Below are 26,665 nucleotides of genomic sequence, written 5' to 3'. Positions count from 1 at the left end.
GCGTGATCACCCGCCCTACCGCCCTCGGCGGAGGGAAACCCGGGCACACCCCCGTGCCACCGACCCACGATGAGGGGGCGCACCATGGACGCTTTCACCGCAGGTCTGCTGCAACGAATCAGGACGACTGAGTCCGACCTCACCCGTGCTCGTGAGACGGGCGACGACTTCCTCGCGGACGTCGAGCAGGGAGAACTGGACGACCTGCACCGCCTGGCCGCGGAGCACGGCGTCGAAATCGGCGCCACGGCCGTCTGAGTCGTCGGCACAGGGCCCCGGCGTCGCTGGCGACGCCGGGGCCCTGTGCCGTTCGTGAACGTCCGCCACAGCCCGCACCAGGGGCTTTGTCGGCGGTGCCGTCAGTCGTGCCAGGCGCCCAGCTCCTCCAGCAGCGCCTGCAGCGGCTCGAAGACGCCCGGCGTGGCGGCCAGTGTCAGCTCGCCGTCGGCGGCCAGCCCGGGCCGCCCGCCGGTGCGGGCGCCCGCCTCCCGGGCGATCAGGTCACCGGCCGCGAGGTCCCAGGGATGGAGCCCGCGCTCGTAGTAGCCGTCCAGCCGGCCGGCGGCGACGTCGCAGAGATCGATCGCGGCCGAGCCGCCGCGCCGGATGTCACGCAGCTTCGGGATCAGCTGCTGGGCGACATCCGCCTGATGCCTGCGGACGTCTGTGACGTAGTTGAAGCCGGTGGAGACCAGCGCCTGGTCGAGCGGCGGCGCGGGCCGGCTGCGCAGCGCGGCACCCTCGCCGTACACTCCGCCGTTTGCGTACGCACCGCCGCCGAGAACCGCGACATACGTCTCGCCGCGCATCGGGGCCTCCACCACGCCCACGACCCGCTCGCCGTCCCGCTCGGCGGCGATCGAGACGGCCCATGTCGGCAGTCCGTAGAGGTAGTTCACCGTGCCGTCGAGCGGGTCGATGACCCAGCGGATGCCGCTGCTGCCCGCGGAGCTGGCGCCCTCCTCACCGAGGAAGCCGTCCTGGGGGCGGCGCTCGGCAAGGAAGCCGGTGATCAGCTTCTCGGCTGCGATGTCCATCTCGGTGACGACATCGATGGGGCTCGACTTCGTCGCGGCCACGCCCAGATCGGCAGGGCGGCCGTCGCGCAGCAGCGCACCGGCGCGCCGGGCGGCCTCCTGTGCGAGGTCGAGCAGTTCGGACAGGACGGGGTCGGTCACAGAGGACAGAGGGGTCACAGCGGTACAGCGCTCCTAGGCGTAGGGACTGTCGGCGCCCGCGGCAGCAGGCTTGAGGGCACGGGCCGGGCAGCAGCCGACGGGACAGAGGTCGTGGCTCGGGCCGAGCGCCCCGAGCGCGCACCGCTCCACCGGGCGTCCCTGCTCGGTGACGGCGCGCTCCAGCACCAGCTCGCGCACGGCCGCGGCGAACAGCGGGTCGGCGCCGACCGTCGCGGACCGGCGGACCGGCAGGCCGAGCTCGGCGGCCTTCGCGGTGGCCTCGGTGTCGAGGTCGTACAGGACTTCCATGTGGTCCGAGACGAAGCCGATGGGGGCCATCACCACGGCGGGCACGCCCTCCCCGTGGAGCGTCTCCAGGTGGTCGCAGATGTCGGGCTCCAGCCACGGGATGTGCGGGGCACCGCTGCGCGACTGGTAGACGAGCTGCCACCGGTGGTCGGTGCCCGTCTCATCACGGACCGCGTCGACGATCAGCCGTGCGACATCGAGATGCTCGGCCACATAGGCGCCACCGTCGCCGTGCGTCTCCTCGGGGCCGGAGGTGTCGGCGGCGGAGGTGGGGATGGAGTGCGTGGTGAAGGCGAGGTGGGCCCCGGCCCTGACGTCCTCGGGAAGATCGGCCAGCGACTTCAGGACGCCGTCCACCATGGGCCGTACGAAGCCGGGGTGGTTGAAGTAGTGCCGGAGCTTGTCGACGCGTGGCACCGGCAGCCCTTCGGCCTCCAGGGCGGCCAGCGACTCGGCGAGGTTCTCGCGGTACTGACGGCATCCGGAGTACGAGGCGTAGGCGCTGGTGGCGAGGACGGCGATGCGGCGGTGCCCGTCGGCGACCATCTCGCGCAGGGTGTCGGTGAGGTACGGGGCCCAGTTACGGTTTCCCCAGTACACCGGCAGATCGAGTCCGTGTTCCGCGAAGTCCTTGCGCAGGGCGTCCAGCAGGGCCCTGTTCTGGGCGTTGATCGGGCTGACGCCGCCGAACAGGAAGTAGTGCTTGCCGACCTCCTTGAGCCGCTCCTCGGGGATGCCGCGGCCGCGCGTCACGTTCGCCAGGAACGGGACCACGTCGTCCGGACCTTCGGGTCCGCCGAAGGAGAGCAGCAGCAGGGCGTCGTAGGGAGCGGGAGCGCACAGATCGGACATGGGAACGATCCTGCCACCCGCCTGTGACAGCGCGTCGACCGACGTCCACCGGCGCGCCCGTCGGGCACCTGCCGCGGTGTCCCGCGCAGTTGGCCGCCCGTAAGCTGTAGCGGCCACCTTCACGCATTACACCCGCGCATGACCTCGCTGTACCGGAGCTTCGCTTGCCCAGTCCCTACCGTGCGATATTCGCCGTCCCCGGCACCAAGGGGTTCTCGGCGGCCGGCTTCTTCGGCCGGATGCCGCTGTCCATGATGGGCATCGGCGTGGTGACCATGGTGTCCCAGATCACCGGCCGATACGGACTCGCGGGAGCGCTCTCCGCGACGCTGGCCATGTCGGCCGCGGTGCTCGGCCCGCAGGTGTCCCGGCTCGTCGACCGGCACGGGCAACGGCGCGTCCTGCGTCCGGTCACCCTGGTCGCGATAGCGGCGGTGGCCGGACTTCTGATCTGCGCACAGCAGCGGCTGCCGGACTGGACGCTCTTCGTCTTCGCGGCGGGCGCCGGCTGCGTCCCCAGCGTGGGTGCGATGACCCGGGCCCGCTGGGCGGAGATCTACCACGGTTCGCCACAGCAGCTGCACACCGCGTACTCGTGGGAGTCGATCGTCGACGAGGTGTGCTTCATCTTCGGGCCGATCGTCTCGATCGGCCTGTCCACCGCCTGGTTCCCCGAGGCGGGTCCGCTGCTGGCCGCCGGATTTCTGCTCGTCGGCGTCTTCTGGCTGACCGCCCAGCGTGCCACGGAGCCGGTGCCGCACCCGCGCGAGCAGCACAGCAGCGGTTCGGCGCTGCGCTCCGCCGGTCTTCAGGTGCTCGTGGCCACCTTCGTGGCGACCGGCGCGATCTTCGGGGCGATCGATGTGGTGACGGTGGCCTTCGCGGAGGACCACGGCCACAAGGCCGCGGCGAGCCTGGTGCTGGCCGTGTACGCGCTGGGGTCCTGCCTGGCCGGAGCCGTCTTCGGGCTGCTGAGCCTCAAGGGAAAGCCGGCCACCAGGTGGCTGGTGGGGGTGTGCGCGATGGCCGTGAGTATGATCCCCCTCCAACTGGCCGGGAACCTGCCGTTTCTGGCTGTGGCGCTCTTTGTCGCGGGCCTCGCCATCGCACCGACGATGGTGACCACCATGGCCCTCGTCGAGCAGCACGTACCACGCGCCAAGCTGACCGAAGGCATGACCTGGACCGGTACCGGGCTCGCCGTCGGTGTGGCGCTCGGCTCCTCGGCCGCAGGCTGGGTGGTCGACGCGTCCGGGGCTGCGGCGGGGTACGCGGTGCCCGTCGTGGCGGGAGCGCTCGCGGCCGCGGTGGCGTTCCTGGGGTATCGCCGGCTGGCCGAGCCGGTTCCTACGGGGAGGCGCGGGGAAGATGACCGACACCTACGCACGGACGACGACGAGCGCGTGGCGTAACTGGGCAGGCAATGTCACCGCCCGCCCGGCACGGACCGCCTCCCCCGCATCCGTCGACGAGCTGGTGCAGGCACTGCGAAAGGCCTCCGAGGACGGTCTGAAGGTGAAGCCGGTCGGCACCGGACACTCGTTCACCGCGACCGCGGCCACCGACGGTCTCCTGATCCGCCCCGATCTGCTCACCGGCATCCGGGAGATCGACCGCAAGGCGATGACGGTGACCGTCGAGGCCGGCACCCCGCTGAAGCGGCTGAACACCGCGCTCGCCCGGGAGGGCCTGTCGCTCACCAACATGGGCGACATCATGGAGCAGACGGTCGCCGGGGCCACCTCGACCGGCACCCATGGCACCGGCCGCGACTCGGCGTCCATATCGGCCCAGATCCGCGCCCTGGAACTGGTCACGGCGGACGGCACGGTGCTGACCTGCTCCGAGAAGGAGAACGCCGACATCTTCGCCGTCGCCCGGATCGGGCTCGGCGCCCTGGGTGTCATCACGGCGATCACATTCGCCGTGGAGCCGGTCTTCCTGCTGACGGCCCGTGAGGCGCCGATGGCCTTCGACCAGGTCACGACCGACTTCGATCAGCTGGTCGCCGAGAACGAACACTTCGAGTTCTACTGGTTCCCGCACACCGGCAACTGCAACACCAAGCGCAACAACCGCAGCGCGGGCCCCGCCGCTCCGCCCGGCAAGGTCAGCGGCTGGATCGAGGACGAGCTCCTCTCCAACGGGATCTTCCAGGTGGCCTGTTCGCTCGGCCGGGCGGTCCCCGCAGCCATCCCGTCGATCGCCAAGCTCTCCAGCCGCGCCCTGTCGGCCCGTACGTACACCGACATCCCGTACAAGGTCTTCACCAGCCCGCGCCGGGTCCGCTTCGTGGAGATGGAGTACGCCCTTCCGCGCGAGGCCGCCGTCGACGCGCTGCGCGAAGTGAAGGCGATGGTCGACCGTTCACCGCTGCGGATCAGCTTCCCGGTGGAGGTCCGCACGGCCCCCGCGGACGACATCGCGCTCTCCACGGCTTCGGGCCGGGAGAGCGCGTACATCGCCGTCCATCTCTACAAGGGCACGCCCTACCAGGCGTACTTCACCGCAGTCGAGCGGATCATGACCGCCCATGGCGGCCGCCCGCACTGGGGCAAGGTCAACACCTGCGATGCCGAGTACCTGGCCGGGGTGTATCCGCGGTTCGGCGAGTTCACCGCCGTACGCGACCGGCTCGACCCGGACCGACTGTTCGGCAACGACCATCTGCGCCGGGTCCTGGGCGACTGACCACGACAGCAGCCGGTCAGCGACCACCGGTGTCCGTGCCGGTCGTGGCGGGTGCCTCCTGCCCCGGGGCGATGCCCGCGCCGGTGGAGTCCGGAGCGACGCTGCTGCCGTCGCCGCTCGGCTTCGGGGTGGGCGTGGGGGCCGGAGCCGTCTCGTCGCCACCCGGGCTCGAGGGCGTGGGGGTGGGCGTCGGTTCGGTCGTGGGACGGTCCCCCTGTCCCGCGTCCGGACTCCGGCTCTGCCCGTCCTGCGAGTCCGTGCCCGGCGCCCCGCCGCTCTCCTGACCCGGCGTCCGTCCCTGACCCGGGTCGCCGCTGACCGAAGGCGCCGGGTCGTCGGGCCCTGGCCCCTGGGCCCCACCGCGCACGACGGAGCCGACGGTCGTTCCCTGACCACCGCTCAGATCGTTGCCGGAGATCAGCTCGTACGTGGTGATGCCGGCCATGGACACGGCGAAGACCGCCACCGCGCCGAGCACGGGCCGCTTCCAGCCTCGGATCCGGGTGCCATGGGTGGTGGACGCGGTGAACTCCTCGTCCGGGGCTGCCGGATACGACGCGAGCAGCCGGTTCCCGTTGCCGGTGAGCGGCTCCAGCAGTTGCGTACGGTCCGGATCGGCCGTCACTGTACGGAGCACCGTCGTGGCGTCCACGGATGCGTCCGCCAACCGCCGCGCGCTCCCCGGTCCACACGCCTCGCGCGCCCCACGGGTGTCCCGCGTCTCCCGCGTATATACCGTGACTTCACGGATCTGCTCGCCCGTACGGCGGAAGAAGTGCTGGAAGACGGAGCCGCCGCAGGTGGCGACGACGCTCATCACTCCGGCTCCGACAATCGTTCCGTACACGCCCAGTTGCGAGGCCGCCACGGCTGCCGCGACCGCTGCCACGGCACTCCCCGCCACCTGCGGCACGTTCAGATCTATACGCCTTTCCTTGGGTTCTATGTCAGTTTCCGGCTTCTGCACCATTCCCAGCCCTTGATTGACATCTCTCCCACCATGCAACAGGAAGGGACAATTGGGCGAAGTAAATGGTTCCACTTCAGGCGATTCTGTGAAGCAGGACACGCATCATGGGCATATCGCGGCCAAGTGGGTAGCTGAACTCCCGTGCCTGACGAGAACTTCGGCGGCGCGCCGGTCCACCCCCATGGCCCGAATGGAGTACTGTGGCGAGCCCTGAGGCCGGACTCCCACGTGGCGTCCGGGATCTTCGGGAGGGGGCCGAAGGAGGCACTCGATCCGGCGGCGCCACGGCATCGCACGGAGGCCAGCTACGCAGGGTGACAGATGGTCACTCAGCGTCGCACAATAGGTCACCGTGTCATACCGGCGATCAAGGGCTCACGCCCGACACGCCGGGCAACACGGCAATGTTGTGGCAGGCTGCACCCGGGCAGGCCACACTCGACTAGCGGAAGCAGCGACGCACGTGACGTCGGCAGGCACCACCCGGGAGGTCCCCATGCCCGAACTGCGTGTCGTGGCCGTCTCCAACGACGGCACACGACTGGTGCTCAAGGCTGCGGACAGCACGGAGTACACGCTTCCGATCGACGAGCGGCTGCGCGCCGCCGTGCGCAACGACCGCGCGCGGCTCGGCCAGATCGAGATCGAGGTGGAGAGCCACCTCCGCCCCCGCGACATCCAGGCCCGGATACGAGCCGGTGCCTCCGCGGAGGAGGTCGCTCAGCTCGCCGGAATTCCGGTCGACCGCGTCCGCCGCTTCGAGGGCCCCGTGCTCGCCGAGCGTGCCTTCATGGCCGAGCGGGCCCGGAAGACTCCCGTGCGCCGTCCCGGCGAGAACACCGGCCCCCAGCTCGGCGAGGCGGTGCAGGAGCGACTCCTGCTGCGCGGCGCCGACAAGGAAACCGTCCAGTGGGACTCGTGGCGCCGTGACGACGGCACCTGGGAAGTCCTGCTCGTGTACCGGGTCGCGGGCGAGCCGCACTCGGCGAGCTGGACGTACGACCCGCCGCGCCGGCTGGTGCAGGCCGTGGACGACGAGGCGCGTTCGCTGATCGGCGAGACCGACGATGTCGCCGCGCCGGAGCCGAGCTTCCCGTTCGTGCCGCGGATCGCGCGGCTGCCGCGCGACCGGCCGCTGGACCGGGCCCTCGACCGCCAGATGGAACGGCCCGCTCCGCCACCCCCGCCCGGGCCGGACGAGCACGTCGTCAGCGCCTCGGCCAGTGAGCGCGACTCGCTGACCAGCCTGCTGGAGGCGGTGCCGAGTTTCCGTGGCGACATGGTGGTGCCGGAGCGGCCCGCGCCGCCCGAGCCACCGACGACCACTCCTGCCGCACAGGAGCCGGAGGCCGACGAGCCGCCGGCAGCTTCCGCAGGCGCCGGTTCCGCCTATGCGGATGTGCTGATGCCGCGAGCGGTGGCGGGCCACCGCGACCGGCTGACCGGCACGACGGACCGCCAGGCCGAGGCGGATGGCGTCCGTCCGGGCCGCCGGGCCGCGGTGCCGAGCTGGGACGAGATCGTCTTCGGCACCCGCCGCAAGAAGCAGGACTGACCGGGGTGACCGTGGCATGACGAGGGCCCGTACGCCGCTGCGTACGGGCCCTCGCGCTCTCTGTCCAACCGACCGGAACCCAATACCGCAGTTCCGGTTACGGGCGGGACCGACGCCGCTACTGCGGATCGGGGCCCGTGGCGACCGGCCGGGACTCGTCGGCGGACCACTCGGACCAGGAACCCGCATACAGTGCAGCGGGAATCCCTGCGACGGCCAGAGCCAGCACCTCGTGCGCACCGGAGACGCCGGAGCCGCAGTAGACACCGACCTGCGGCGCGCCGTCCGTGCCGAGCTCCTTGAATCGGGCCGCCAGCACCTCTGCAGGGAGGAACCGCCCGTCGGCGCCGGCGTTCCCGGAGGTCGGGGCCGAGACCGCGCCCGGGATATGACCACCGACCCGGTCGATCGGCTCCACATCACCCCGGTAGCGCTCCGCGGCCCGGGCGTCGAGCAGCAGGCCGGAGCGGGCCGTTGCCGCCGCGCCGTCGGCGTCCAGCAGGGGCAGTGCACCGGGCACGGGCCTGAAGTCGCCCTCGGCAGGGGTGGGCGTCTCGGTGGCGAGCTCGCCCTCCCATGCGGCCACACCGCCGTCCAGCACGCGGACATCCGGGTGCCCCGTCCAGCGCAGCAGCCACCAGGCGCGCGCGGCGGCCCAGCCCTGGCCCCCGTCGTAGACCACCACTGGAGTGTCCCGGCTGACGCCTGCGCGGCGCATCGCTGCGCCGAATTTCTCCGGGTCCGGCAGCGGATGACGGCCGCCGCTGCCTGCAGGTCCGGCAAGTTCCGCGTCCAGATCGACAAAGACCGCGCCCGGGATGTGCCCGGCCTCGTAGTCGGGGAGGCCGTGCGGACCGCCGAGTTGCCAACGTACGTCCAGGAGCACCGGCGGACGTGGCCCCGCCGATTCGCTCACGCATTCGGATACGGAGATGATGGGCTTCATGGGTGCCATCCTCGCCCAGGAGGCGTCAGACCCGTAACAGCGCCGAAGCGGGCACATCGCAATAAACCGGTCTTCCTCTGTCGACATACCGGAAAATGCGGCGCGGCCGGGACGCATCGTGCGCCGGGTGGTGCAAGCATCTGCACGGGGCGCACACCTCTCGCACCGCCGGTCGGCGCGTCGGCCCCGTTCCCCCGTACGGCCACCACGATGGTCCGAGAAGAGAGTGACGATGACCGAGGCTGCCGCCCGGCGCACACCCGGAACACCTTGCTGGGTGAGCTTGATCGTGCACGGTCTGTGTACGACGCAGGATTTCTACGCCGACCTGTTCGGCTGGGAGTTCGCGCCCGGCCCGGACCAGCTGGGCCCCTACGTCCGCGCGCTGATCGACGGGAAAGAGGTCGCGGGCATCGGACAGCTGCCGCCCGACCGGCACCTGCCGGTCGCCTGGACGACATACCTGGCCACCGACGACGCCGACGTGACGGCGGAGACGATCCGCTCCTGCGGGGGGACGGTCGGCGTCGGGCCGCTCGACGCGGCCGAAGCGGGCCGGATGGCCATCGTCTCCGACCCGAGTGGGGCCGTTTTCGGGATCTGGCAGGCCGCGGCGCACGTCGGTACGGCGCTCGCGGGGGCTCCCGGAACTCCGGTCTGGAACGAGCTGGTGACCAGTGAGACCTCGACGGTCGCCAAGTTCTACCAGGCGGTCTTCGGATTCGAGGCGGAAGCCGTCGTCTCGGCCGACTTCGACTACCAGACGCTGCATCTGGACGGCCGCCCGGTGGCCTCGCTGCACGGCGTCGGCCGCGCACTGCCGCGCGACCGGGGCCCGCACTGGATGACGTACTTCGAGGTCGCCGACACCGACGAGGCCGCCGCGCGGGTGGTGGACCTGGGCGGGCATGTGCTGCAGCCGCCGCGGGAGGGATCGAGCGGCCGCGTGGCGACGGTCGCGGACCCGGAGGGCGCGGTCTTCACGATCGTACGATCGGCGGATCGCTGACCCCCCACTGCCGATCGCCGCGCCGCCCGGGCGTCTCCCGTCAGTGCGGACTCCTACCGGTCCCCAGCGGCGAGCGCCCGGTCGATGCGCCGCAGGACGCCCGGCCACCCCTCACCCATGCCGTGGAAGGCCGTTTTGCCCAGAGGCGAGTCGACGTCGAACCCGGCGTGTTCCAGGAACAGCCGGGTGCCCGTCCCCTCGGCCTGAAGCCGCCAGGTGATCGTGGTGCCCAGCGCATCGGGGGCGAAGCTGTAGCGCAGGAGGCGCTCGGGCTCGACAGCCAGCACCTCGCACTCCTGATGCCCCCAAGTGCCCATGTCCAGGGTGAAGCGATGCCCCACCACCGGCCGCACGTCACCGGCGGCCCACCACCGCGCGTGCAGTTCGGGGTCGGTCAGTGCCCGCCAGACCGCCGCCGGCGGATGGGCGATGAACTGGTCGCAACGAATGACGGACGGCTCTGCCCCGGTCATCGGTTCTCCTCGTCGATCAGGTCGCTCAGCGCGCCCATCCGGGCTCGCCAGTAGCGTTCGAAGGGATGCAGCCACTCGACAGCCTCGGCCAGTGGGGCTGCTTCCAGGTGGTAGTAGCGGTACCGCCCCCGCGGTTCCTCACGCACCAGCCCCGCGCCTCTGAGCACCGCCAGGTGCTCAGAGACCGCGGGCCTGCTCAGCTCGAACGCGCCGGCGAGATCTCCCGCCGCGCGTGGGCCGTCGCGGAGAGCGTCCAGGAGCGTGCGCCGCACCGGGTTGGCCAGAGCGCTGAACACATCTGCTGCTGCCATGCCCGCCATGATGCGTCGGAAAACTCCGACACGTCAAGCGCGCGGAACCCGGCGGGCAGCGGGTGGCGGCCCTGCGGTCCGCAGCGGCGGCTCAGCCGGGCGTGACCGGGAGAACGTCCGGCGACAGTGCGCCCGCGCGGGCCGTCGCGCTGGTCATCCTGCGCTGGTGGTGGCGCCTGCACAGCACCTCGTAACCCACCTCGCCCGCCAGCTGGTTGACATCCCCCACCACGACCTGGGCGCCTTCGACGACCATCTCGTCACCCACGGTTCGGGCGTTGTGCGTGGCCCGTGCACCGCACCAGCAGAGCGCTTCGACCTGGAGGGTCTCGACCCGGTCGGCAAGCTCGATCAGGCGCTGGGACCCGGGGAACAACTTGGTCCGGAAGTCGGTGGTGATCCCGAACGCGAAAACGTCCAGACCGAGCTCGTCGACGACCCGCGCGAGCTGGTCGATCTGTACGGGGGCGAGGAACTGGGCCTCGTCCACGATCACGTAGTCCGCCCTGCCACCACGGGTGATGTGGTCGACGAGGTGTGCGTACACATCCATGTCCTCATCGGCCTCGACGGCCTCCGTGACCAGCCCCAGCCGCGACGAGAGCTTGCCCTCCCCCGCCCGGTCGTCACGGGTGAAGATCACACCTTGCAGGCCACGGGCCGACCGGTTGTGGCCGATCTGCAGCGCCAGCGTGCTCTTTCCGCAGTCCATCGTTCCGGAGAAGAACACAAGCTCGGGCATGAGGGGTTGAGCACCTTTCGATTCGAACGGGGGGCGAGCAGGAGGAGGAGGTCAGGAACGCACTTCGAGGAGCGGAACGAGCTGTTCGACGGGGGTCATCGAGCCATGCATGCCGACCATCGCGGACTCGTGCGGCTCCTGGACGGAGGCGGTGACCACGACGTCGTCGTGGGCGGCCGCGACCACATCGCCGATCCGGCCGTACACCCGCTCGTCGACCTGCGGGCCGAACCAGCCGGCCGCGATCGCCTCGTCCCGGCTCGCCACCCAGAACTGTTCGCCGAGCACTTCCTGCCAGACGGTCAGCACATCGGCCTCGGCGCCCGGGACGGCGTACACATGACGGGCCCGGCCCTCGCCGCCGAGCAGGGCGACGCCCGCGCGCAGTTCCCAGTCCTCGTCGAAGTCGATCCGGGACTGCTCGTCGAACGGAATGTCGATCATGCCGTGGTCCGCGGTGATGTACAGGGCGGAGCGGGGCGGCAGTTGTTCGGCGAGGCGCTGCACAAGACCGTCCACATACATCAGCTGGCCGCGCCAGGCGTCGGAGTCGACGCCGAAGCGGTGTCCCTTGCCGTCGATCTCGCTGTAGTACGTGTAGACGAGCGACCGGTCACCGGCGGCGAGCCGGTCCGCGGCCAGGTCCATCCGCTCCTCGCCGGTGAGCCTGCCGTGGAACGTGCCACCACTGAGCGCGATCTTGGTGAGCGGAGTGTGCTGGAAGGTCGGGGCGGAGACCTGCGCGGTCTGCACGCCCGCCTCGTCCGCGAGCCGGAAGACGGTGGGGTACGGCTGCCAGACCTCCGGCGGGGTCCAGGGCTTCCAGCGGAGCTGGTTCATCAACTCGCCGGTCTCCGGATTGCGGGCGGTGTAGCCGGGAAGACCGTGTGCGCCGGGCGGCAGCCCCGTACCGACCGAGGCGAGCGAGGTCGCCGTGGTGGCCGGGAAGCCCGCCGTGATCGGACGGCCGGCGCCCCCGCGCGAGGTGGGGAGCAGCGAGTGCAGATACGGGGCCTCGTCCGGGTGGGACTTGATCTGCTCCCAGCCGAGACCGTCTATCAGGAAGACGCAGTTCCGGTCGGCGGGGGTGAGCTCGGGAATCGCCGCCGTGAAACCGGGCACGCCCTGTCCGGCGACGAGCGTCGGCAGCAGATCGGCGAGCGAGCCACTGCCGTACTCGGGGACGGGCGCCGTGTCGAGGGGGAGCAGGACGGGGTCCTGCCAGGCCGGATGGGCCATCAGCGGCCGGTCACCGCGGTCGGAGCCGCGGCCGTCGCCTCGGAGAGCGACTGGGCGAAGGCGAGGGTCTGGCGCACCGTGTCGGGGCCGTCGCCGGCCTCGCTGACACGCAGGCTCAGGTCGTCGGCGGTGGAGCTGCCGGTGTAGCCGTGGTCCGCCTCGCAGTTGGGGTCGCCGCAGGCCGCGGGCTCCAGGTCGATCCGGGAGACCGCACCCCAGCCGATGGTGAGGACGACCTCGCGGGGCAGCGTCCCCGGCACGTACTTCTCGGGGTCGGCCACGACACGGCTGACCACGACCGACGAAATCCGGTCGAGCTTGACCGACTCGGTGGAGGTGGTGGCGTACGGCGACGGGGAGCTGGTGTCGGCGTTCTGCTCGTCGGTGTGGCTGACGATGAAACGGTTGTCGGTCAGAACCAGGACCGTGACGTGCCTGCGCACCTCGTTCGAGTCGAAAGTGGTCTCCTGGTGCACCAGGTACGACGCGACCGGCTCACCGCCGACGGCAGCCTCCACCGCCTCGGCCACAAGGGCCGGGTAGTAGCCGCTGCGCTCGATCGCCGCGCGCAGCCCCTGGGTCGTCGTACCGGTCTTCGCCATACGCACCATCCTACGGGGGGTGGATGGCTGCCGGGGACGCTGCGCGAAAGGGCCAGGTGCGGGCCGGCCAGTGGCTTCAGTAGTTGGAGAGGCGACGAGGGCCCAGGTCGGTGCGGGCGGGGGGCGGCGCCAGCCGGACGCTCGCACCGAGCACGGTCAGGCCCTGGGTGGCGACGACGACCGGTTCCAGTGCGACGGAGACCACTTCGGGATGGTCGTCGACGAGCCGGGACACCCGCAGCAGCAGCTCCTCGAGCGCCGCGGAGTCGACGGGCGCCGAGCCGCGCCAGCCGAAGAGGACCGGGGCCGCCCGAATGGACCGGATCAGCTCGGCGGCGTCGCGGTCGGTGGCCGGCACGAGGCGGTGGGCGGTGTCGCCGAGAAGTTCGGAGGGCGCGCCGGCCAGCCCGAAGGAGAGGACGGCACCCGCGGCCGGGTCGATCGTGGCCCGTACGACGGTGTCCACCCCGCGCGGCGCCATGGACTGGACGACGGGCTGGAGCTCGGTGGGCTTGCCGAGCAGGTCGGTCAGCTCGCCGTAGGCCCGGCGCAGCGCGGCCTCGTTGGCAAGGTCCAGCCGGACGCCGCCGAGGTCGGCGCGGTGACGCAGGTGGGGTGCGGTGGTCTTGAGCGCGACCGGATAGCCGAGCCGGGCCGCCGCGGCGACGGCGGCGTCCGGGGCGGGGGCCGGGAGCGTCGGTCGTACGGTGATGCCGTAGCGGCCCAGGAGCTCGCACGCCTCGTCGTGACCGAGCGAGCGGCCGCGCGGGTCGGGATCGGGCCCGAGGAGCGCGTCGATACGCGCAGCGGCGCCGGCCTCGTCGATGGTGTCGTCGAGGAACTCGGGCACCTTCCCGGGCACGGCGGCCTGCCGCCGCCACTGGGCGTACTTCACGGCCTCGGCCAGAGCCCGCACGGCACGCTCGGCGGCGGGGTAGGCGGGGATGCGGCCGAGAGTGGGAACGGCGGGGGTGTCGCCCGGGCCCGTGTCGGAGCGCTGCTGCGCGAGGTGGTCGCCGGGGGCGGTCGGGGGCGCGGCCCCGGCGGTGGGCGGGACGGCTCGATCGGCCTGCGCAGTCGAAGCGTCCGGGGCAGCCGGCGCGGACGCACGCGCCACCGGTGGCACCGCGGCCGTGCTCGTGGCGGCGGCGAGCGCCTCGGCGAGGCCGCCGATCTCCACATGGACCACGGCCACCGGCTTGGCCGGGCCGGTGGCCGCGGCGGTGCGCAGGGCAGCCGCCAGGACCTCACCGTCACCCGATTCCGCTTCGCCGTTCTCCCCCACCCAGGGGATCGCCGTCACGACCACCGCGTCGCAGTTGCTGTCGGCGAGGGCCTCGGCCAGCGCGTCCCGGAAGTCCTGCGGGGTGGCCGCCGTGGTGAGGTCGCGGGGCGGGCGTGGGCGCAGCCCTTCGGCGAGGCAGGCGTCGTACGTGAGGAGGCCGAGGGACTCGGAGTTGCCGAGGATCGCGATCCGCGGGCCCGCCGGGAGGGGCTGGTCGGCGAGGAGCAGGCCCGCGTCGACCATCTCCGTCACCGTGTCGACGCGGATCACGCCCGCCTGCCGCATGAGCGCGGAGACCGTCGCGTCCGGGATCCGGCTGACCGGTACCGCGTGACCCGGTGGGGTGCTGCCGCTGTGCCGGGCGCCCTTCACGACGACCACAGGCTTCACCGCCGCGGTGCGTCGGGCGAGGCGGGTGAACTTGCGCGGGTTGCCGAGCGATTCGAGGTACAGCAGGGCGACGTCGGTGTCCGGGTCCTCGTACCAGTACTGCAGGAAGTCGTTGCCGGAGATGTCGGCGCGGTTGCCTGCGGAGATGAACGTGGACAGGCCCGCGCCGCGCCGGTAGAGCCCGGAGAGCAGCGCGATGCCGATGGCGCCGGACTGCGTGAACAGGCCGATGCGTCCGGGCGCGGGCGATTCGGGGGCGAGGGAGGCGTTCAGCCGTACGGCATCGGAGTTGTTGATGATGCCGAAGGCGTTCGGGCCGATGATGCGCATGCCGTACGAGCGGGCCTGGCGCACCAGTTCGCGCTGCCGTTCCCTGCCTTCGGCCCCCCACTCGGCGTATCCGGCGGAGAGGACGACGAGGCCTTGGACGCCGTGCTCGCCGCAGTCGGTGACAGCCTCCGGGACCCGGCCGGCGGGCACGGCGACGACCGCCAGGTCGACCGGTTCGCCGATCTCGCCGATGGAGCGGTGGGCGGGAACACCGTCGATCGTGGCCTGGTCCGCGGCGAACGCGCTGTTCACCGCGTACGTGCGGCCTGTGAATCCGGCAGCGAGGAGGTTGCGCAGGACCGTGCGGCCCACCCCGCCGGGGTTGCGGCCGGTGCCGATGACGGCGACCGAACCCGGCGCGATCAGCCGCTGCACCGACCGCGCCTCCGCCCGCTGCTCACGGGCGCGCTGGACGCCGAGGGACTCGGCGGTGGGTTCGAGGTCGAGGGTGAGGTGGACGGAGCCGTCCTCGAAGCTGCGCTGCTGGGTGTACCCGGCGTCCCGGAACACCTTGATCATCTTGTTGTTGGCGGGCAGTACCTCGGCGGCGAAGCGCCGGATGCCGCGCTCGCGGGCCACTGCAGCGATGTGTTCCAGCAGCGCCGACGCCACGCCGCGGCCCTGGTGGGCGTCCTGGACGAGGAAGGCGACCTCGGCCTCGTCGGCGGGGGCGGAGGCGGGCCGGCCGGTCGCGTCGATCCGGTCGTAGCGGACGGTGGCGATGAACTCGCCGCCGACCGTGACGGCGAGACCCACCCGGTCGACGTAGTCGTGATGGGTGAAGCGGTGCACGTCCTTGGCGGAGAGCCGCGGATAAGGGGCGAAGAACCGGTAGTACTTCGACTCGTCAGAAACCTGCTCGTAGAAGCTGACCAGCCGCTCGGCGTCGTCCGTGGTGATGGGCCTGATCCGGGCCGTGCCACCGTCGCGGAGCACGACGTCCGCTTCCCAGTGGTCGGGGTACGCGTGATGCGGACTCTGCTCCGGCGTGGGCTGCATGGGCAAAGCCTACGGCTCGGTCAGCGGTCGCGTACGGCTCAGGGCCGGGGCAGTCTGAGAGGGCCGATCGGCCTTGCGGCACGGGCTGCGGCACCGGGTCGCGGGTCGGGCGGAACATCGCGCACCACATGAGAGACTGGTCTAGACAACCATTGAGTCGTGAAGGGCAGAACCATGGCTGAGCGCCGCGTCAATGTCGGTTGGACCGAGGGCCTGCACGCCCGCCCCGCTTCCATCTTCGTCCGCGCCGCCACGGCGTCGGGCGTCCCCGTGACGGTCTCCAGGGCCGACGGCAGCCCGGTGAACGCCGCTTCCATGCTCGCGGTGCTCGGCCTCGGCGCGCAGGGCGGCGAGGAGATCGTGCTCTCGTCCGAGGCGGACGACTCCGAGGCCGCTCTCGACCGACTGGCGAGGCTGGTCGCGGAGGGGCTCGACGAGCTCCCGGAGACCGTCTGATTCCGGACTTCCCCGGCCCGTTCCGGCCGGACGTATTTCTGCGGCAGAGCCGCGGCACCTTCGACCGGGGCCGCGGCTCTTTCGTTTTCACAAGCCGTACCGATCCCCGGACCCACTGCCGAGTCGGTTTCCGAGGTTTCCGGAGTGAATTCGGGCAACCGAAACAAAGCCCCGCCGAATTACATCTCTTTGTATACGGCGCATGTGTTAATGACGGCCGCTCGCGGTGTTTACGGCATGTTGCGAAGTTCTCACCCGGCCGGACTGCGGCGCGGCGGGCTCACGGCCCGGGATGCGGTCCGCGCGCCTCAGCCGGTGCGCGGCGGTGGCGCGCTCGGCGTGCTGCGTGGCCAGCGCCCTGGCCCGTTCCGCGTCACCGCGTGCGACTGCGTCCACGATGGCCCCGTGCTCGGCCCAGGAATCGGTGGGGCGGGCCGGCTGCTCGACCGCGTACATCCAGGCGATCTTGTGCCGGAGCTGGGTGAGCAGCGCGATGAGCCCGGGGCTGCCGGAGGCCTGGGCGAGCGTCTCGTGGAACCAGCCGCCCAGCGAGCGCAGATCCTCGCCCTCACCCCGCCTGGCCCGCTCCTGACCGAGCCTGACCAGACCGCGGAGGACTTTGAGGTGTGCATCGGTGCGGCGCTGCGCGGCGCGGGCCGCACCCAGTGGCTCCAACAGCATCCGGACCTCCAGCAGGTCGGCGGCCTCCTGCTCGGTGGGCTCGGCGACACAGGCGCCGGCGTGCCGGCGGGTGACCACGAAACCCTCGGACTCCAGGGTGCGCAGCGCTTCCCGTACCGGGACACGGGACACCCCGTAACGGCGTGCGAGCAGTTCCTCGGTGAGTCTGCTGCCGCGTTCGAAGACACCGGAGACGATGTCGTCACGGATTGCCGTGCATACCGAATGCGCCGGAATGCGCATGTCCGAACCTCCGCCTTAATCCCCGCGAAACGCGGCCGATCGACGCCTGTTCTGTGACTCTATTGCAATGCGGCTGCATTTCCGACGCCGGGTCGAAATCCATGAATATCTTTTGGTCCGAGGACGGTTCGGCAAGCACCTCCGGCGGGGGCCGGTCCGGGTACGCCGAAGGCCCCGGCGGGAAGCCGGGGCCTTCGGGGTGCTGCGTCGGTCAGACGTTGACGCCGTGGGCGCGCAGGTACGCGACGGGGTCCATGTCGGAGCCGTACGACGGCGTGGTCCGGGCCTCGAAGTGGAGGTGCGGTCCGGTGGAGTTGCCGGTCGAGCCGGAGAAACCGATCCGCTGGCCCGCGCCGACGCTCTGGCCGACCGACACGCCGATCGACGAGAGGTGCCCGTACTGGGTGTACGTGCCGTCCGTCATCCGGAGCACGATGTTGTTGCCGTACGCGCCGCCCCAGCCGGCCTCGACGACCGTGCCGGCGCCGACGGCGACGACGGGGCTGCCGGAGGCGGCGTGGAAGTCGATGCCCGAGTGACGGCCGGAGGACCAGAGGGAGCCGCTGGACTTGTAGCCGGTGGTGACGTACGAACCGGCGACCGGGAGCTGGAAGGCACCGAGGCGGGTGCGCTCGGCGGAACGGGCGGCGCGCGCCTTCGCCTCGCGGACCGCCTTGGCCCGGGCTTCGGCCTTGGCCTTGGCTGCCGCCTTGGCGTTCGCTTCGGCCTTCGCCTTGGCAGCGGCCTTCGCCTTGGCGGCCGCCTTCGCCTTGGCGGCGACCTCGGCCTGGCGCTTCTGCACGTCGGCCTGGGTGGCCACCTGGTCGGCGAGGGCGCCCTCGATGGCGATGACCTGGTTCAGGCCGGTCTCGCTGACGGAGGGGGCTTCGGTGCCGGCGGCGAGCGCCGGAGAGGCCAGCCCACCGATGACGCCGGTGGTGGCCAGAGCTGCGACGCCGGCTATCTGCGCGCTCTTGCGCGTCAGACGCTTCGGGGCACGGTGCTTCCCGGTGGGGCGGGTGAACGCCATGAGGTGGCTGATCCTTTCCTTCCTTCTCGCCTACCGGGTTAGCTGACGGGTTCGGAGCAGGAAGGTCTCCTACGGATCCGCGAGCCCCACAAGAGGCGCGCAGGCATCCGATTCACCCCAGGGACTGCGTGGGTCCCCGGCTCCCCAGGCTCGCGCCTGACGGGGACTCGGCGATAGCTGTCCGGCGCCGCGGATGCGGCATACGGGTGACGGACAGCGCTGCCGACGCTAAGCGGGGGGACTTTCATTCACCAAACGGACAGGGCGTTTTGTAGCACATCCCACAGGGCACACAGGCAACTATCCGACAAATCAGACAAAAGGGAAGACCCCGGCGAGAAGCGACTCGCGGGGTCTCCCTCTGTCCCGATATGCGGTTATCTGAGACGTCAGCCGGTGACGACCGACACCTCTCCGATGCCCAGCGCCCGGACCGGCTCCTCGATCTGCGCGGCGTCGCCGACGAGGATCGTGACCAGACGGTCCACCGGGAAGGCGCTGACCACCGCCGCGGTCGCCTCGACCGTGCCGGTCTCGGCGAGGCGGGCGTACAGCTGCGCCTGGTAGTCGTCCGGGAGGTGCTGCTCGACCTGGTCGGCGAGCGTGCCCGCGACCGAGGCCGCCGTCTCGAACTTCAGCGGGGCGACACCCACGAGGTTCTGCACGGCCGTCTCGCGCTCGGCGTCGGTCAGGCCCTCGGCCGCCAGCGTCCTCAGGACCGTCCACAGGTCGCCGAGCGCCGGTCCGGTGGATTCCGTGTCCACCGAACCGCTGATGGCCAGCATCGCGGCGCCCGTCGCCCCGGAGGCGGATTCCGGCGCCGACGACCGCAGGACCTGCGCGAAGGCCCGTACGCCGTACGTGTAGCCCTTCTCCTCGCGCAGCACCCGGTCCAGCCGGGAGGTGAGCGTGCCGCCCAGGCAGTACGTGCCGAGGACCTGGGCCGGCCACACGCTGTCGTGCCGGTCGGCGCCGATGCGGCCGATCAGCAGCTGGGTCTGCACAGCTCCGGGACGGTCGACGATGACCACCCGGCCGGTGTCGTCGGCGGTGATCGGCGGGACCGGCCGGGGCTCGGCGCTGTTCCCGGACCAGTCGCCGACGGTGTCGGCGAGCAACGCCTCCAGGTCGATGCCCGTGAGGTCACCGACGACCACGGCGATCGCGGTGGAGGGCCGGACATGGGCCTCGTAGAAGCTGCGGACGGCCGCGGAGTCGATCCGCTCCACCGTCTCCTCGGTGCCCTGGCGCGGGCGCGACATCCGCGCGGTGGCCGGGAAGAGCTCCTTGGAGAGCTGCTTGGCGGCTCGGCGGGCCGGGTTGGCCTGCTCGTGCGGGATCTCGTCGAGCCGGTTGCGTACCAGCCGCTCGATCTCGCTGTCGGAGAACGCGGGTGCCCGCAGCGCCTCGGCGACCAGACCGAGCGCCTTGGCCAGCCGGGAGACCGGGACCTCGAGGGAGACCCGGACGCCGGGGTGGTCGGCGTGCGCGTCGAGGGTGGCCCCGCAGCGCTCCAGCTCGGCTGCGAACTCCTCCGCGGAGTGCTTGTCGGTGCCTTCGGACAGCGCCCGCGCCATGATCGTGGCCACGCCGTCGAGGCCCTCGGGCTCGGCGTCCAGCGGGGCGTCGAGGTAGATCTCGACCGCGACGACCTGCTGGCCGGGGCGGTGGCAGCGCAGCACCGTGAGCCCGTTGGGCAGGGCTCCGCGCTCGGGGGCGGGGAAGGCCCAGGGCCTGGCCGTGCCCGGGGTCGGCTGCGGGTGGTACTCCATCGATACTCCAGTCGCGGCAGCGTCGGTCACTTGTCCGCCCCTTCGTGCGCGTCGGTGTCGGCGGCCGCCTCGTCGGCGGCCGCCCCATCGGTGGACTCGGCCGGCTCGACCGGCTCGTAGACGAGCACCGCCCGGTTGTCGGGGTGAAGCTGGGCCCTGGCGGCCGCCTGGACCTCTTCCGCGGTGACGTCGAGCACCCGCTGGACGGCGGTCAGGGCGAGCTGCGGGTCACCGAACAGCACGGCGAACCGGCACAGTTCGTCGGCGCGGCCCGCGACCGTACCGAGCCTGTCCAGCCACTCGCGCTCCAACTGGGCCTGGGCGCGCTCCATTTCCTCGGGTGTCGGACCCTCGGCCGCGAACCGGGCCAGCTCCTCGTCGACCGCGGTCTCGATCTGCGCCACCTCGACCCCGCCGGACGTCTTCACGTCCAGCCAGCCGAGCGAGGGCGCACCGGCGAGCCGCAGCAGCCCGAATCCGGCCGCGACGGCCGTCCGGTCGCGGCGGACCAGGCGGTTGTGCAACCGGGAGGACTCGCCACCGCCCAGCACGGTCAGCGCGAGGTCGGCGGCGTCGCACTCCCGGGTGCCGTCGTGCGGCAGCCGGTAGGCGGCCATCAGTGCCCGCGCCGGGACCTCCTCACGGACCTCTTCGCGCAGCTGCTCGCCGATGACCTCGGGGAGCGCGCCGTCGCGCGGCGACTGCTCTCCGTCGTGGGACGGGATGGAGCCGAAGTACTTCTCGATCCAGGCGAGCGTCTGCTCGGAGTCGATGTCGCCGACGACGGACAGCACCGCGTTGTTGGGCGCGTAGTACGTACGGAAGAAGGTACGTGCGTCCTCGAGCGTCGCGGCGTCCAGGTCGGTCATCGAGCCGATCGGGGTGTGGTGGTACGGGTGCCCCTCCGGGTAGACGAGGGCGGTCAGCTTCTCGAACGCCGTGCCGTACGGCACGTTGTCGTAGCGCTGACGGCGCTCGTTCTTGACGACGTCCCGCTGGTTCTCCATGGACTCGTCGTCGAGCGCGGCGAGCAGTGAGCCCATCCGGTCGGCCTCGAGCCACAGGGCCAGCTCCAGCTGGTGCGTGGGCATCGTCTCGAAGTAGTTGGTGCGTTCGAAGCTGGTGGTCCCGTTGAGGGAGCCGCCGGCCCCCTGCACCAGTTCGAAGTGGCCGTTCCCCTTGACCTGTCCGGAGCCCTGGAACATCAGGTGCTCGAAGAGGTGAGCCAGACCCGTGCGCCCCTTGACCTCGTGGCGCGAACCGACGTCGTACCAGAGGCACACCGCGGCGACCGGGGTCAGATGGTCCTCGGAGAGCACCACGCGCAGGCCGTTGGCCAGACGGTGCTCGGTCGCTGTCAAGCCGCCGGAGCCGGCCTGGGCTGTGGCCGTGTGACCCATGGGCATGTACGTCCCTTCGATCGCGATACTGGATTTCCTGCGAGACCTGCCACTGTAAGCAAGCGGACAGACACCTGGCGAAGTTCCCGTGCCGTGGAAGTTCGCGTGAAAGAGCGCCGGACGGCCCCTAAGGGCTGTCCCGTAACCCCTGGCGGGCGCGCGACGACAGCTACGGCACCTCGCTGCGTTGTCGGAACGCCCGAATACGCCCAGTATGAGGACGCTCCTCCGCCTTGCGATGCACCGCATCCGACGCCGCGCGCTGATCCACCAGGGATCACGGGACAGCCCTTAGGGACGGGTCGAGGTCGGGGTTGTCAGTGCGGCGGTCCACAATGGTCCGCGTCAGAACCAGAGGTTGCCCGAACAGATCTGTGAAGGAGTCGCAGCAGCGATGGCCCGCCGCAGTACGAAGACCCCGCCGCCGGACGACTTCGAGGAGAAGATCCTCGACATCGACGTCGTCGACGAAATGCAGGGCTCCTTCCTCGAGTACGCGTACTCGGTGATCTACTCACGGGCCCTGCCGGACGCCCGCGACGGCATGAAGCCGGTGCACCGCCGCATCGTGTACCAGATGAACGAAATGGGGCTCCGCCCCGACCGCGGCTATGTGAAGTGTGCCCGCGTCGTCGGCGAGGTCATGGGCAAGTTGCACCCTCACGGCGACGCGTCGATCTACGACGCGCTGGTGCGGATGGCGCAGCCGTTCTCGATGCGGCTTCCCCTCGTCGACGGACACGGCAACTTCGGCTCGCTCGGAAACGACGACCCGCCGGCCGCCATGCGGTACACCGAGTGCCGGATGGCCGACGCCACGTCGCTGATGACGGAGTCGATCGACGAGGACACCGTCGGATTCCAGTCGAACTACGACGGCCAGGAGCAGGAGCCGGTCGTCCTCCCGGCCGCGTATCCGAACCTCCTGGTCAACGGCTCGTCCGGGATCGCGGTCGGTATGGCGACCAATATGCCGCCGCACAACCTGGGCGAGGTCATCGCCGCCGCCCGCCATCTGATCAAGCATCCGGGTGCGGACCTGGACACCCTGATGCGGTTCGTTCCCGGTCCGGATCTGCCGACCGGGGGCCGGATCGTGGGCCTCGGCGGCATCAAGGACGCCTACGCGGCCGGCCGCGGCACGTTCAAGATCCGTGCGACCGTCTCCGTGGAGAACGCCACGGCGCGCCGCAAGGGTCTGGTCGTCACCGAACTGCCGTTCACCGTCGGCCCGGAGAAGGTGATCGCCAAGATCAAGGACCTGGTCTCGGCGAAGAAGCTCCAGGGCATCGCGGACGTCAAGGACCTCACCGACCGCGAGCACGGCCTGCGCCTGGTCATCGAGGTCAAGAACGGCTTCGTGCCCGAGGCCGTGCTGGAACAGCTCTACAAGCTGACGCCGATGGAGGAGTCCTTCGGCATCAACAATGTGGCGCTGGTCGACGGGCAGCCGCTCACGCTGGGCCTCAAGGAGCTCCTCGAGGTCTATCTCGACCACCGCTTCGACGTGGTGCGCCGCCGCAGCGAGTTCCGCCGGACCAAGCGTCGCGACCGGCTCCATCTGGTCGAGGGCCTGCTCGTCGCGCTGATCGACATCGACGAGGTCATCCGGCTCATCCGGTCCAGTGACAATTCGGCGCAGGCGAAGGAGCGGCTCATCGAGCACTTCTCGCTGAGCGAGATCCAGACGCAGTACATCCTGGACACCCCGCTGCGCCGGCTCACCCGGTTCGACCGGATCGAGCTGGAGAGCGAGCGGGACCGGCTCAACACCGAGATCGACGAGCTGACCGCGATCCTCGATTCGGACGCCGAGCTGCGCAAGCTGGTCTCCACCGAACTGGCCGCGGTCGCCAAGAAGTTCGGCACCGACCGGCGTACGGTGCTGCTGGAGTCGGCCGGTGCGCAGGTGGCTGCGGTGCCGCTGGAGGTCGCGGACGACCCGTGCCGGGTGCTGCTCTCCTCGACCGGTCTGCTGGCCCGTACGGCCACCGGCGACCCGATCGCGTTCGACGAGGACGCCAAGCGGGCCAAGCACGATGTGATCGTGTCGGCCGTACCGGCGACGGCGCGCGGCGATGTGGGTGTGGTGACGTCCACCGGTCGGTTGCTGCGGCTCACGGTGATCGATCTGCCGCAGCTTCCGGACACGCACGCGGCGCCCAATCTCTCGGGCGGCGCGATGGTTTCGGAGTTCCTCACGCTGGAGAACGACGAGGAAGTCGTCTGCCTCACCACTCTCGACGAGTCCTCCCCCGGCCTGGCGATCGGCACCCTGCAGGGGGTCGTCAAGCGGGTGGTGCCGGACTACCCGGCCAACAAGGACGAGTTGGAGGTCATCACCCTCAAGGACGGTGACCGGATCGTCGGCGCCGCCGAACTGCGTACCGGCGAGGAGGATCTGGTCTTCATCACGTCCGACGCGCAGCTGCTGCGTTACCCGGCGGCGCAGGTGCGGCCGCAGGGCCGGCCGGCCGGCGGTATGGCGGGGGTGAAGCTGACGGCGGGCGCCGAGGTGCTCTCGTTCGATGCGGTGGATCCGGCGGTGGACGCGATGGTGTTCACGGTGGCGGGCTCGCACGGCACGCTGGACGACTCGGTGCTGACGGCGAAGCTCACACCGTTCGACCAGTATCCGCGCAAGGGCCGGGCCACCAGTGGGGTGCGCTGTCAGCGGTTCCTCAAGGGCGAGGACGTCCTGGTGTTCGCCTGGGCGGGTGCGAAGCCGGCGCGGGCGGCGCAGAGGAACGGCACGCCGACGGAGCTGCCGGAGCCGGATCCGCGGCGCGACGGTTCGGGTACGCCGCTGGCCAAGCCGGTCGCGGTGATCGCCGGACCGGTGTAGCCGGCGGCCGGGCGGTGGCGGGCCGATGGACTACGCGTCGTCGACCGGCTGTTGTACGTACCGCAGGACGCCCCACATGCTCTGCTCATGTGCGGCGTCCTGCGGCGTTTCCGGGGACATTTCCGCGTGCGGAGCGGTGTCCGGCGCGTCAGGTGCGGCGTTCTCGCGGCAGGCGGCCAGCTCCTTGTGCAGGGTGTCCGGGTCGATGCCGGAGCCGATCAGCACGAGCTGCGTGAGACGCGGTTCGTCGCGCTTCCAGGGCCGGGGGCCGAACCGCAGGAATCTGCCGACGGCATGCAGCGCATATGTGTTCCCACGGTCACCTGCGCCGAAGTCGACGAACCCCTTGATCCGGTAGAGGCCCTCGGGCCGGGAGTCGAGAAACGCCATCAGTCGGCGAGGGTGCATGGACACGTCGGAGGTGAAGGAGACACTCTCGTACGCGGCGTGCAGGTGCCCCGCGTGTGCCTCGGCGCTCCCTTCCGCCCCCTCCTCCAGCAGGAGGTCCTCGAAGGTGAGCTGACGCATCCTCTCCTCACCGTCCGGCCGCAGCGCCGGGTCGAAGAGCAGCTCAGGATCGATACGTCCGTACGTGGCGGAGATGACGGCCGCTCCGCTGCCGGTCGCCGCGATGGCCTTGCGGATTCGGCTCTGTTCCTCGTCCTCGATCCGGTCGGTCTTGTTCAGCACGACGAGATCGGCGACGCCGAGATGGCGGTCGATCTCCGGATGGCGCCCCCGGGTGGCGTCGAATTCGGCGGCGTCGACCACCTCGACCAGTCCCCCGTACACGATGTGCGGGTTGTCGCTGGCCAGCAGCATCCTTACGAGCTCCTGGGGTTCGGCGAGTCCGCTCGCCTCGATGACGATCACATCGAGGCGGGCGGCGGGCCGGGTGAGCTTCTCCAGGAAGGCGTCGAGTTCGCTCGCGTCGACGGCACAGCACAGGCAGCCGTTGCCCAGCGAGACGGTCGAGCCGACCTGGCCCGAGACCGCCATGGCATCGATCTCGATGGAGCCGAAGTCGTTGACGATCACGCCGATCCTGTTCCCCGCACGGTGGCGCAGGAGGTGGTTGAGCAGAGTCGTCTTGCCGGATCCCAGGAACCCGGCCAGGACGATGACCGGGACCTGCTGCTGGCGGGGCGGGGACGACGGGTTCAACGGGGGCCTTCCTCGGGGAAACGTCAGGGCGCCGGGACCGGCTGGGGCGGGGTCGGACCGATATAGCGGGCCGCCGGACGGATGATCTTGGAGTCCTCCGCCTGCTCCAGGATATTGGCGCTCCAGCCGACCACCCGCGCCGCGCAGAAGGTCGGCGTGAACATCTCGCGCGGCAGCCCGCACAGCTCCATGACGACCCCGGCGTAGAACTCCACGTTGGTGTGCAGCTCACGGCCCGGCTTGAGCTCGGCGAGGATCGCCTCGACCTGGCGCTCCACCTCGACGGCGAAGTCGACGAGCGGGTTGCCGAAACCCTGGGCGATGCCGCGCAGCATGCGTGAGCGCGGGTCCTCGGTGCGGTACACGGGGTGGCCGAAGCCCATGATCCGCTCGCCCGCCAGCACGCGCTCGCGGATCCAGCTGTCGATGCGGTCGGGGGTGCCGATCGCGTCCAGGGTGTCGAGCGCGCGGCTGGGAGCTCCGCCGTGCAGCGGCCCGGAGAGTGCGCCGACGGCCGCCACCAGGCAGGCGGCGATGTCCGCGCCGGTGGACGCGACGACCCGGCCGGTGAAGGTCGAGGCGTTGAAGCCGTGGTCGACGGTGGAGATCAGATACTGCTCGACGGCCCTCACGCGGGCGGCGTCCGCCTCGGAACCGGTGAGCATGTAGAGGTAGTTGGCGGCGTACGGCAGATCGTCGCGCGGCTCTACCGGTTCGAGGCCCTGGCCGAGCCGGTACAGGGCGGTCAGCACGGTGGGGACGGCCGCGCAGGCAGCCAGCGCGTCGCTGCGGCGCCGGTCGCCGTCGATGTCGTACACCGGACGGAAGCCGGCCGAGGCGCCGAGCAGCGACAGTGCGGTGCGCAGCCCCGCGAGGGGGCCGGAGACCGCGCCCGCACGGGCTATCGCCGGCAAGGCGCCCCGTACCTCCGGGGGCAGTCGGCGCATGGCGGCGGTGCGCGCGGCGAAGTCGGCGCGGGCGGCCGGTCCGGGCAGCTCGCCGTGGAACATCAGGTACCAGACGTCCTCGAAGCTGCGGGTCCGAGCGAGCTCGATCGCCGAGTACTGCCGGTAGTGGTAGAAGCCCTCGCGTCCCCGGACGTCTCCGAGAGCTGTGTCCGTGACGACGACACCCGCGAGGCCTCGGGGTACGTCGAGCGGGGTTCCGTTGGTCATGGTCGGCATTTCTTCCTC

23 protein-coding genes and 1 riboswitch are annotated in these 26,665 nt (G+C 71.0%); of the genes, 7 read left to right on the top strand and 16 right to left on the bottom strand.

The window, feature by feature from the left end:
* Positions 1–84 precede the first annotated feature (84 nt).
* The gene (locus tag ACIA8E_RS28240) at positions 85–258 is read left to right on the top strand and encodes a hypothetical protein (RefSeq protein WP_267000908.1); all 174 of its coding nucleotides are present in this window, start codon (positions 85–87) and stop codon (positions 256–258) included.
* A gap of 101 nt (positions 259–359) precedes the next feature.
* On the opposite strand, the gene ACIA8E_RS28235 is transcribed toward ACIA8E_RS28240, so the two are convergent.
* Together ACIA8E_RS28235 and ACIA8E_RS28230 are read right to left on the bottom strand one after the other, a co-directional pair.
* Positions 360–1,178 (bottom strand): inositol monophosphatase family protein, encoded by an 819-nt coding sequence (locus ACIA8E_RS28235; protein ID WP_399302115.1) that lies wholly within the window; start codon positions 1,176–1,178, stop codon positions 360–362.
* 33 nt (positions 1,179–1,211) lie between these two features.
* The gene (locus ACIA8E_RS28230; protein WP_399302114.1) at positions 1,212–2,339 is read right to left on the bottom strand and encodes a ferrochelatase; all 1,128 of its coding nucleotides are present in this window, start codon (positions 2,337–2,339) and stop codon (positions 1,212–1,214) included.
* Positions 2,340–2,503: 164 nt separating this feature from the next.
* Here ACIA8E_RS28230 and ACIA8E_RS28225 point away from each other — a divergent pair, with 164 nt between their 5' ends.
* Both ACIA8E_RS28225 and ACIA8E_RS28220 read left to right on the top strand, forming a co-directional pair.
* Complete coding sequence (locus ACIA8E_RS28225) at positions 2,504–3,751, top strand: MFS transporter (RefSeq protein WP_399302113.1); 1,248 nt, start codon at positions 2,504–2,506, stop codon at positions 3,749–3,751.
* Positions 3,708–5,030, top strand: coding sequence for a D-arabinono-1,4-lactone oxidase (locus ACIA8E_RS28220; protein WP_399302112.1), 1,323 nt, complete (start codon positions 3,708–3,710; stop codon positions 5,028–5,030). Before ACIA8E_RS28225 ends, ACIA8E_RS28220 begins: the two co-directional genes overlap by 44 nt.
* 16 nt (positions 5,031–5,046) lie before the next feature.
* On the opposite strand, the gene ACIA8E_RS28215 is transcribed toward ACIA8E_RS28220, so the two are convergent.
* Complete coding sequence (locus tag ACIA8E_RS28215) at positions 5,047–6,000, bottom strand: hypothetical protein (protein WP_399302111.1); 954 nt, start codon at positions 5,998–6,000, stop codon at positions 5,047–5,049.
* Positions 6,001–6,496: 496 nt separating this feature from the next.
* Between ACIA8E_RS28215 and sepH the strand changes: the two genes are divergently transcribed.
* A complete protein-coding gene (gene sepH, locus ACIA8E_RS28210; protein WP_399302110.1) occupies positions 6,497–7,555 on the top strand; it encodes a septation protein SepH in 1,059 nt (352 codons plus the stop codon).
* 118 nt (positions 7,556–7,673) lie between these two features.
* On the opposite strand, the gene ACIA8E_RS28205 is transcribed toward sepH, so the two are convergent.
* Positions 7,674–8,501 (bottom strand): sulfurtransferase, encoded by an 828-nt coding sequence (locus ACIA8E_RS28205; protein WP_399302109.1) that lies wholly within the window; start codon positions 8,499–8,501, stop codon positions 7,674–7,676.
* A 232-nt stretch (positions 8,502–8,733) separates the two neighbouring features.
* On the opposite strand from ACIA8E_RS28205, the gene ACIA8E_RS28200 reads away from it, so the two are divergent.
* Positions 8,734–9,510 (top strand): VOC family protein, encoded by a 777-nt coding sequence (locus tag ACIA8E_RS28200; RefSeq protein ID WP_399302108.1) that lies wholly within the window; start codon positions 8,734–8,736, stop codon positions 9,508–9,510.
* Positions 9,511–9,563: 53 nt separating this feature from the next.
* On the opposite strand, the gene ACIA8E_RS28195 is transcribed toward ACIA8E_RS28200, so the two are convergent.
* From ACIA8E_RS28195 to ACIA8E_RS28170, 6 genes are all read right to left on the bottom strand, one after another.
* On the bottom strand, positions 9,564–9,983 hold the full coding sequence (locus ACIA8E_RS28195) for an SRPBCC domain-containing protein (RefSeq protein ID WP_399302107.1): 420 nt from the start codon (positions 9,981–9,983) through the stop codon (positions 9,564–9,566).
* The gene (locus ACIA8E_RS28190) at positions 9,980–10,303 is read right to left on the bottom strand and encodes an ArsR/SmtB family transcription factor (RefSeq protein WP_399302106.1); all 324 of its coding nucleotides are present in this window, start codon (positions 10,301–10,303) and stop codon (positions 9,980–9,982) included. The genes ACIA8E_RS28195 and ACIA8E_RS28190 overlap by 4 nt, the downstream gene beginning before the upstream one ends.
* An 82-nt stretch (positions 10,304–10,385) precedes the next feature.
* A complete protein-coding gene (locus ACIA8E_RS28185; protein WP_399302105.1) occupies positions 10,386–11,036 on the bottom strand; it encodes a thymidine kinase in 651 nt (216 codons plus the stop codon).
* A gap of 51 nt (positions 11,037–11,087) precedes the next feature.
* A complete protein-coding gene (locus ACIA8E_RS28180) occupies positions 11,088–12,275 on the bottom strand; it encodes an alkaline phosphatase family protein (RefSeq protein ID WP_399302104.1) in 1,188 nt (395 codons plus the stop codon).
* Positions 12,275–12,877 carry a DUF5998 family protein gene (locus ACIA8E_RS28175; protein ID WP_399302103.1) on the bottom strand — a complete coding sequence of 201 codons (603 nt, stop codon included), beginning with the start codon at positions 12,875–12,877 and terminating at the stop codon, positions 12,275–12,277. Before ACIA8E_RS28175 ends, ACIA8E_RS28180 begins: the two co-directional genes overlap by 1 nt.
* Before the next feature lie 76 nt (positions 12,878–12,953).
* Positions 12,954–15,881, bottom strand: coding sequence for a GNAT family N-acetyltransferase (locus ACIA8E_RS28170; protein WP_399302102.1), 2,928 nt, complete (start codon positions 15,879–15,881; stop codon positions 12,954–12,956).
* A 174-nt stretch (positions 15,882–16,055) separates the two neighbouring features.
* Between ACIA8E_RS28170 and ACIA8E_RS28165 the strand changes: the two genes are divergently transcribed.
* Positions 16,056–16,337, top strand: coding sequence for an HPr family phosphocarrier protein (locus ACIA8E_RS28165; protein WP_327421612.1), 282 nt, complete (start codon positions 16,056–16,058; stop codon positions 16,335–16,337).
* Positions 16,338–16,544: 207 nt separating this feature from the next.
* Here ACIA8E_RS28165 and ACIA8E_RS28160 read toward each other — a convergent pair whose 3' ends face one another.
* The 4 genes from ACIA8E_RS28160 to ACIA8E_RS28145 all read right to left on the bottom strand — a co-directional run bounded on the left by ACIA8E_RS28160 (position 16,545) and on the right by ACIA8E_RS28145 (position 21,469).
* The gene (locus ACIA8E_RS28160) at positions 16,545–17,261 is read right to left on the bottom strand and encodes a GntR family transcriptional regulator (RefSeq protein WP_399302101.1); all 717 of its coding nucleotides are present in this window, start codon (positions 17,259–17,261) and stop codon (positions 16,545–16,547) included.
* A gap of 211 nt (positions 17,262–17,472) precedes the next feature.
* Positions 17,473–18,291, bottom strand: coding sequence for a M23 family metallopeptidase (locus ACIA8E_RS28155; protein ID WP_399302100.1), 819 nt, complete (start codon positions 18,289–18,291; stop codon positions 17,473–17,475).
* Between the two features lie 12 nt (positions 18,292–18,303).
* A riboswitch (cyclic di-AMP (ydaO/yuaA leader) is annotated at positions 18,304–18,474 on the bottom strand.
* 206 nt (positions 18,475–18,680) lie between these two features.
* Complete coding sequence (locus ACIA8E_RS28150; RefSeq protein ID WP_399302122.1) at positions 18,681–20,063, bottom strand: M16 family metallopeptidase; 1,383 nt, start codon at positions 20,061–20,063, stop codon at positions 18,681–18,683.
* A 26-nt stretch (positions 20,064–20,089) separates the two neighbouring features.
* Entirely contained in the window at positions 20,090–21,469 is a 1,380-nt protein-coding gene (locus ACIA8E_RS28145) for a M16 family metallopeptidase (RefSeq protein ID WP_399302099.1), read from the bottom strand.
* Between the two features lie 388 nt (positions 21,470–21,857).
* On the opposite strand from ACIA8E_RS28145, the gene ACIA8E_RS28140 reads away from it, so the two are divergent.
* Complete coding sequence (locus ACIA8E_RS28140; protein WP_399302098.1) at positions 21,858–24,308, top strand: DNA topoisomerase (ATP-hydrolyzing) subunit A; 2,451 nt, start codon at positions 21,858–21,860, stop codon at positions 24,306–24,308.
* Between the two features lie 30 nt (positions 24,309–24,338).
* On the opposite strand, the gene ACIA8E_RS28135 is transcribed toward ACIA8E_RS28140, so the two are convergent.
* A complete protein-coding gene (locus tag ACIA8E_RS28135; RefSeq protein ID WP_399302097.1) occupies positions 24,339–25,472 on the bottom strand; it encodes a CobW family GTP-binding protein in 1,134 nt (377 codons plus the stop codon).
* 23 nt (positions 25,473–25,495) lie between these two features.
* Positions 25,496–26,656, bottom strand: coding sequence for a citrate synthase (locus tag ACIA8E_RS28130; RefSeq protein ID WP_399302096.1), 1,161 nt, complete (start codon positions 26,654–26,656; stop codon positions 25,496–25,498).
* Positions 26,657–26,665: the final 9 nt, after the last annotated feature.

Origin of the sequence: Streptomyces sp. NPDC051664 (genome assembly GCF_044453545.1) — a bacterium.
Classification (GTDB): Bacteria; Actinomycetota; Actinomycetes; order Streptomycetales; family Streptomycetaceae; genus Streptomyces.
The sequence above is the reverse complement of the archived record's forward strand: the minus strand, read 5'-3'. Positions and strand labels throughout refer to the sequence as shown.